Annotated in this window: 7 protein-coding genes; 5 read left to right on the forward strand and 2 right to left on the reverse strand. The window is 37.9% G+C overall.

Annotated features, from left to right (window positions below; translation table 11 throughout):
• Positions 1–65 precede the first annotated feature (65 nt).
• The 3 genes from ACLBXA_RS11215 to ACLBXA_RS11225 all read left to right on the forward strand — a co-directional run bounded on the left by ACLBXA_RS11215 (position 66) and on the right by ACLBXA_RS11225 (position 1,888).
• A complete protein-coding gene (locus ACLBXA_RS11215; RefSeq protein WP_088322167.1) occupies positions 66–368 on the forward strand; it encodes an MTH1187 family thiamine-binding protein in 303 nt (100 codons plus the stop codon).
• A 48-nt stretch (positions 369–416) separates the two neighbouring features.
• Positions 417–662 (forward strand): YusU family protein, encoded by a 246-nt coding sequence (locus tag ACLBXA_RS11220; RefSeq protein WP_001290589.1) that lies wholly within the window; start codon positions 417–419, stop codon positions 660–662.
• Positions 663–970: 308 nt separating this feature from the next.
• A complete protein-coding gene (locus ACLBXA_RS11225; protein WP_000436780.1) occupies positions 971–1,888 on the forward strand; it encodes a proline dehydrogenase family protein in 918 nt (305 codons plus the stop codon).
• A gap of 22 nt (positions 1,889–1,910) precedes the next feature.
• Here ACLBXA_RS11225 and ACLBXA_RS11230 read toward each other — a convergent pair whose 3' ends face one another.
• Complete coding sequence (locus ACLBXA_RS11230) at positions 1,911–2,750, reverse strand: D-alanyl-D-alanine carboxypeptidase family protein (RefSeq protein WP_000831456.1); 840 nt, start codon at positions 2,748–2,750, stop codon at positions 1,911–1,913.
• A 97-nt stretch (positions 2,751–2,847) separates the two neighbouring features.
• Complete coding sequence (locus tag ACLBXA_RS11235; protein ID WP_001096344.1) at positions 2,848–2,994, reverse strand: YuzL family protein; 147 nt, start codon at positions 2,992–2,994, stop codon at positions 2,848–2,850.
• Between the two features lie 237 nt (positions 2,995–3,231).
• Here ACLBXA_RS11235 and ACLBXA_RS11240 point away from each other — a divergent pair, with 237 nt between their 5' ends.
• Complete coding sequence (locus ACLBXA_RS11240; protein WP_151919572.1) at positions 3,232–5,613, forward strand: 3-hydroxyacyl-CoA dehydrogenase/enoyl-CoA hydratase family protein; 2,382 nt, start codon at positions 3,232–3,234, stop codon at positions 5,611–5,613.
• 21 nt (positions 5,614–5,634) lie between these two features.
• A complete protein-coding gene (locus tag ACLBXA_RS11245) occupies positions 5,635–6,807 on the forward strand; it encodes an acetyl-CoA C-acetyltransferase (RefSeq protein WP_001206331.1) in 1,173 nt (390 codons plus the stop codon).
• The last annotated feature ends 55 nt before the right edge of the window (positions 6,808–6,862 follow it).

A 6,862-nucleotide genomic window follows, 5' to 3' on the forward strand; every position in this document is an offset into this window, starting at 1 on the left:
ATGATGAGGATTTCGGTAAAATAGACAATGGATATATAAGAAGCGATTATAGGAGGAAGACTACTATGGCAATTGTTGACGTATCGATTATTCCGGTAGGAACAGGTAATCCAAGTGTTAGTGAATATGTAGCAGAAGTACAAAAGGTGCTAGAGAAAAATGCGGATCGCGTGAAGTATCAATTAACACCGATGAATACAATTATTGAAGGAGATCTTCCTGTCGTTCTAGAAGTAATTCAACAAATGCATGAAGTTCCATATACGAAAGGTGCACAGCGTGTTGCAACAACGATTCGTATTGATGATCGTCGTGATAAAGTAAGCACAATGGAGAAAAAATTAAACTCTGTCCGATCAAAATTATAAGAAAAAGCAGCGATCTTCGCTGCTTTTTTCATATAGGAGGTAAATAAAATGAGTGAAAAGTTTAACGAGCAGTTTGACGGTTTACTAGAGAAATACACTGAGCTGTTACTTGGCGAGAGTAATGAAGAGCGAAAAGAACAGGTAAAGAAGTGGGCACTTTATTCTTACATAGCGAAGACGATGCCAGCTTTAGTGAAGCATTGGAATGAAACTTATCCAGATGCGAAAGAAGAGATGGTACAGTTAATTACGGATATTAAAAGGCTGAATGAGGAGAAGCGAAATGAGAATTAAAAAACTTAGGTGATGCTACTTTAAGTTTTTCTTATTAATATCCTTATATAATTTACATGGAATATTAAGGGTTTTATAGGCATGTCGAATATTTTCGGTATGCCTATTTTTGCCCTAGTAAACCCGTTTTTTCTAAATGTCGAAAAATATTCCCTTCATATTTGCATGCGAGAATATAGGTTTTTAAATGTTTTTATAGTATTTTATAAATTATCTAAATAATTATTTGTATCCAATAATTTTAAACAGTGATATAATTTTGAAGAGGGGTAAAAAACAGATAAATTACAGTCATAGGGGTGAATTACATGGAACAATTAATGCGAAATTCGTTTCTTTTCTTATCTAAAAATAAAGCGCTAACAAAACTGGCTAAAAAGTACGGTTTACGCTTTGGTGCAGGTCGCTTCGTCGCAGGGGAGACGATTGAATTAGCGACAGCTGCCATTCAGGCATTAAATAAGCAAGGTCTTTGTGTAACAATCGATTATTTAGGTGAATTCGTTGATAATGAAGCGGAAGCAAATGAAATGGCTAACCAATCGATTGAAGCGATCCGTGCAATTGGAAGAGAAGGTCTTGATTCGCAGCTTTCTTTAAAGATGACTTCTATGGGATTAGATATCTCTGATGAAATCGTAATGAACAATATGCGCCGTATTTTAGAAGCTGCAAAAGAAAATGGTGTGTTCGTTACCATTGATATGGAAGACTATACACGCTGTGGTAAAACAATTGATATCTTTAAACAATTAAAATCTGAATACGATAATATTGGTACTGTTATTCAAGCTTACCTATATCGTACAGAAAAAGATATTGAAGATTTAAATGCTTATAATCCTAATTTACGTCTTGTAAAAGGTGCTTATAAAGAACCTGAAGAAGTGGCGTTCCCGGATAAGAAAGATGTAGATGACAATTATAAAAAAATTATTAAAATGCACTTATTAAATGGAAATTATACTGCAATTGCTTCACATGATGAAGCGATTATTGAATATACAAAAAAACTTGCTGAAGAACACAACATTCCAAGGGATCAATTTGAATTCCAAATGTTATATGGTATTCGTAATGAGCGTCAACTTGAGCTAGTAAAAGAAGGTTACAAAATGCGTGTTTACGTACCTTATGGAAACGACTGGTATGGCTACTTCATGCGTCGTCTAGCAGAGCGTCCAGCAAACGTTGCGTTCGTATTAAAAGGTATGGTTAAAAAATAACCAAGGAGAAAATACTCCTTGGTTATTTTAATTGCTGAAATGCATAATGTGCCATTTTCTTCGTATCAGGATATAGTTGCGCGCGAGTAGAAGATAATACGACGTTAATGACGCGTTTACCGTCTTTTTCATCGACTGTTACGACTGTATATTTGCCAAGTGCTGATAGACCACTTTTACTTCCAATCGCATATGGATCGTCATATAGTTCTTCTCGTCCATAGTTTGCGATGTTTGGAGAGCGTTCTGAAGTATGTAGAGTTGTACGTGTTGAATTCATATATTCTAAAACAACTGGATACTTTAATGCTTCTTTCGTAATAATAGCAATGTCATATGGTGATACTTTATTCCCAATTGCATCAGCACCACTTGCATTCTTGAAAGTCGCATGCTTTGTACCAAGTTCCTTCGCTCTAGCATTCATCATCTTCACAAATTCATTTTTTGATCCTGCGATATGTTCTGCAATTGATTCAGCTATTGGATCTGCACTAATGATAAGCATAAGTTTTAATGCCTCATCACGCTTTAATTTTTCCCCAGCACGAAGTTTAATTTTCTTACTTTGACTTTCTGTTTTAATTGCGTTTTCTGTAACTGTAATTTCTTCATCTTCTTTTACATTCTCTAGTAAAAGAAGGGTTGTCATCATTTTGGCTATACTAGCCGGATAAGAACGTTCGTCTTCGCGTTTCCCATACAAAATTTCACCTGTGTCTGCATCGATTGTAACGCCATATTGCCCAGTAATCTTAGGTTGATCAGCTCTTACAGCTTGTTGCCTCTGTGCATAAGAGAAGAAAATCATCCCTGTAAATAGTGTAGCAATCATTACAATCATAACTATTGTTCGTTTCATCATCGTTCCCTCTTTTGTTTTCCATATGTACAAATAAATTGGGCAGAAAAAGCAGCCATTAATCATTATGCCACGTTCTCTGCCCAAAAATATAGCGTTATTTTTCGCCCATATTATGCTTCTTATATTGTTGATTATTACCTTGGCGTCCTTTTTCAACACCGTGATTATGCGGACCTGCATTTCCAGTTACACTAGCTGCACTAATTCCAGCCTTAGAAGGGTTCTTCTTAAGTTTTGCCATATATATTCCTCCAGTTTCGTCAGATTATAAAAAGGAAAAGTGCATTTAAACAAAGAAAATACACATATATAGCATAGCCAAATGAAAGAAAAATATTTATTTCAGAAAATTTTATCAATAAATATATTGCGAAAATTTAAACAGTATCATATATTTATTAGTAGAGGATCACTCATTGATTGCGACTTATGTCGAAAAATTGAATGAGCATTCATTCAAGAATAGGGGGAGAATTGGATGTTCCAAATTAAAAAGGCTGCTGTTCTAGGTTCAGGCGTAATGGGTTCAGGGATTGCGGCACACTTAGCTAATATTGGTATTCCGACATTATTGCTTGATATTGTACCACCTGCGCTAACAAAAGAAGAGGAAGCGAAGGGACTTACATTAGAACATAAAAGTGTGAGAAATCGTTTTAGTAATACGGCTGTGCAAAAATTATTAAAGCAAAAACCAGCTCCTCTGACAGTGAAAGGAAATTTAGCACTGATTGAAGCAGGTAACTTAGAAGATGATCTTGAGCGTCTAGCTGATGTAGATTGGATTATTGAAGTAGTAGTTGAAAACTTAGATATTAAAAAGAAATTATTTGAAAAAGTAGACGCTGTTCGTAAACCGGGTTCTATTGTAAGCTCGAATACGTCAGGCATCTCAGTTGAAAAAATGGCAGAAGGTCGTTCAGACGACTTCCAGAAACACTTCTTAGGCACACACTTTTTTAACCCACCACGATATTTAAAACTTCTAGAGGTAATACCGACGAAAGAAACAGATCCACAAGTATTAAGCTTCATGAAACTATTTGGCGAAGACGTTCTTGGAAAAGGCGTTGTTATCGCAAAAGACACACCAAACTTTATTGGAAACCGCATCGGTACGTACGGTTTATTAGTAACTCTTCAAGAGATGATAAAACGCGGCTATAGCATTGGGGAAGTTGATTCTGTAACAGGCCCACTTATTGGTCGTCCGAAGAGCGCGACGTTCCGTACATTAGATGTTGTCGGTTTAGATACATTCGTACACGTTGCAAATAACGTATATGAAAACGTACAAGAAGAAGAGCGTGATGTATTTAAAGTACCAGCTTTCATGCATGACATGCTTGAGAAAAAATGGCTTGGAAGTAAAACGGGTCAAGGCTTCTTCTTAAAACAAGGAAAAGAAATTTTAGAATTAAATCCTGAAACGATGGAATACGAAGCGCGTAAAAAATTAAAAGCTGCATCCGTAGAGTTAAGTAAACAAGAAAAAAGATTAGCGAATAAATTGAAAGCGCTTGTATACGCGAAAGACCGTGCAGGAGAGTTGTTATGGAACATCATTACACCAACTCTTTTATACTCTGCAAAACTTCATAAAGAGATTGCTGACGATATCGTTGCAATTGACCAAGCGATGAAGTGGGGCTTCGGCTGGGAGCAAGGGCCATTTGAAGTGTGGGATGCAATTGGTGTTGAAAAATCTGTTCAAAAGATGGAAGAAAACGGCGTAGTTGTTCCTACTTGGGTGAAAGAAATGTTAGAGAAAGGTTTCACTACTTTCTATAAACATGATAATGGCGATAGCTACTATTACGATAATGGCGAATATAAGCTAATCGAGCGTAATAAAAAAGCAATTTCTCTTAAGCAATTAAAAGCGAAAAATGGTGTATTAAAGAAAAATAGCGGAGCGAGCTTAATTGATTTAGGCGACGGCATCCTTTGCTTAGAGTTCCATTCGAAGAGCAATGCAATCGGTATGGATATTACGCAAATGATTAACTACGCTGTTGATGAAGTAGAAAAGAATTATAAAGGTCTTGTTATCGGTAACCAATCGAAGAACTTCTGCGTTGGTGCGAACCTAGCAATGATCTTAATGGAAGCACAAGACGACAATTACTTTGAAATTGAGTTGGTTGTGAAAAACTTCCAAGATGCAATGACGAAAATTAAGTACTCTTCTAAGCCAGTTGTAGCAGCACCATACGGTATGACGCTTGGCGGAGGTACAGAAGTTTGCTTACCAGCAGCTAGCATTCAAGCTTCTAGTGAAACGTATATGGGCTTAGTAGAAGTTGGTGTTGGCTTAATCCCTGGCGGAGGCGGTAATAAAGAGCTATACATTAAACACTTAAATAAAATGCCAAACGGTGTAGAGTTTGATCTGCAAAAAGTTGCGAATAAAGTGTTCGAATCTGTAGCGATGGCGAAAGTTTCTACATCAGCACAAGAAGCTGTATCGAACAACTTCTTAGGCGATAAAGACGGTATTAGTGTGAATGGTGATCACTTACTATATGATGCGAAACAGAAAGCACTTGCTTTATATGAAGCTGGCTATAAAGCACCGATTCGTAAAAAGATACCAGTTGTTGGTGAAACAGGATATGCAACTCTTGTACTTGGTGCAGAAGCAATGCATTTATCAGGTTACATTTCTGAACATGATCTTCACATTGCGAAGAAACTTGCATATGTCATTGCGGGCGGAAAAGTGCCGTACGGAACAGAAGTTGATGAGCAGTATTTATTAGATGTAGAACGTGAAGCATTTATTAGCTTAGTAAGTGAGATGAAATCACAAGCAAGAATGCAGCACATGCTTGTAAAAGGAAAGCCATTACGTAACTAATAACGAGGGGAGATATCGTTCATGAGAGAAGCTGTCATTGTTGCGGGAGCAAGAACACCAATTGGAAAAGCAAAGAGGGGTTCATTAAAAACAGTTCGTCCTGACGATCTAGGGGCGTTAGTAGTAAAGGAAACGTTAAAGCGTGCAAATTATGAAGGACCAATCGATGATTTAATTTTCGGTTGTGCGATGCCAGAAGCAGAACAAGGTTTAAATATGGCTCGTAATATCGGCGGACTAGCAGGACTTTCTTACGATGTTCCAGCTATTACAATTAACCGTTACTGTTCTTCTGGTTTACAAAGTATCGCTTACGGAGCAGAGCGCATTATGCTTGGTCACTCTGAAGCTGTATTATCAGGCGGAGCGGAATCAATGAGTTTAGTTCCAATGATGGGACACGTTGTTCGTCCGAATAGTCGCCTTGTAGAAGCGGCTCCAGAATATTATATGGGTATGGGACATACAGCAGAGCAAGTTGCTGTGAAATATGGAATTTCTCGTGAAGAGCAAGATGCATTTGCAGTAAGAAGTCATCAACGTGCTGCCAAAGCATTAGCGGCAGGAAACTTTGCTGATGAAACAGTATCTGTAGATGTGACGTTACGCTCGGTTGGCTCAAACAATAAACTGCAAGAAGAAACAATCATTTTCGCACAAGATGAAGGTGTGAGAGCAGAGACGACGCTAGACATTTTAGGGAAATTACGTCCAGCATTTAACGTTCGCGGTTCTGTAACAGCTGGTAACTCTTCACAAATGAGTGACGGTGCAGCATCTGTACTATTAATGGATCGTGAAAAAGCAGTGAGCGATGGCATGAAGCCACTTGCGAAATTCCGTTCATTTGCAGTAGCTGGCGTACCACCAGAAGTAATGGGAATTGGCCCAATCGCTGCAATTCCAAAAGCGTTAAAACTAGCTGGCTTAGAGCTATCTGATATTGGCTTATTCGAACTAAACGAAGCATTTGCTTCTCAATCGATCCAAGTTATTCGTGAACTTGGTTTAGATGAAGAAAAAGTAAACGTAAACGGTGGTGCAATCGCACTTGGACATCCACTTGGCTGTACAGGAGCAAAACTAACACTATCTCTTATTCACGAAATGAAACGCCGCAACGAACAATTCGGTATCGTAACAATGTGTATTGGCGGCGGAATGGGAGCAGCGGGAGTGTTTGAATTACTATAAAAAAAGTGGAAGCGGCTTGTTCAGAATGTGAGGAAGAAGCGAAGCCACCGAACAT

The organism is Bacillus sp. D48C, assembly GCF_053345735.1.

Coding starts and splice junctions, on each gene's coding strand:
- ACLBXA_RS11215 (WP_088322167.1), top strand. CDS start 66: ATGGCAATTGTTGACGTATCGATTATTCCGGTAGGAACAGGTAATCCA.
- ACLBXA_RS11220 (WP_001290589.1), top strand. CDS start 417: ATGAGTGAAAAGTTTAACGAGCAGTTTGACGGTTTACTAGAGAAATAC.
- ACLBXA_RS11225 (WP_000436780.1), top strand. CDS start 971: ATGGAACAATTAATGCGAAATTCGTTTCTTTTCTTATCTAAAAATAAA.
- ACLBXA_RS11230 (WP_000831456.1), bottom strand. CDS start 2,750: ATGAAACGAACAATAGTTATGATTGTAATGATTGCTACACTATTTACA.
- ACLBXA_RS11235 (WP_001096344.1), bottom strand. CDS start 2,994: ATGGCAAAACTTAAGAAGAACCCTTCTAAGGCTGGAATTAGTGCAGCT.
- ACLBXA_RS11240 (WP_151919572.1), top strand. CDS start 3,232: ATGTTCCAAATTAAAAAGGCTGCTGTTCTAGGTTCAGGCGTAATGGGT.
- ACLBXA_RS11245 (WP_001206331.1), top strand. CDS start 5,635: ATGAGAGAAGCTGTCATTGTTGCGGGAGCAAGAACACCAATTGGAAAA.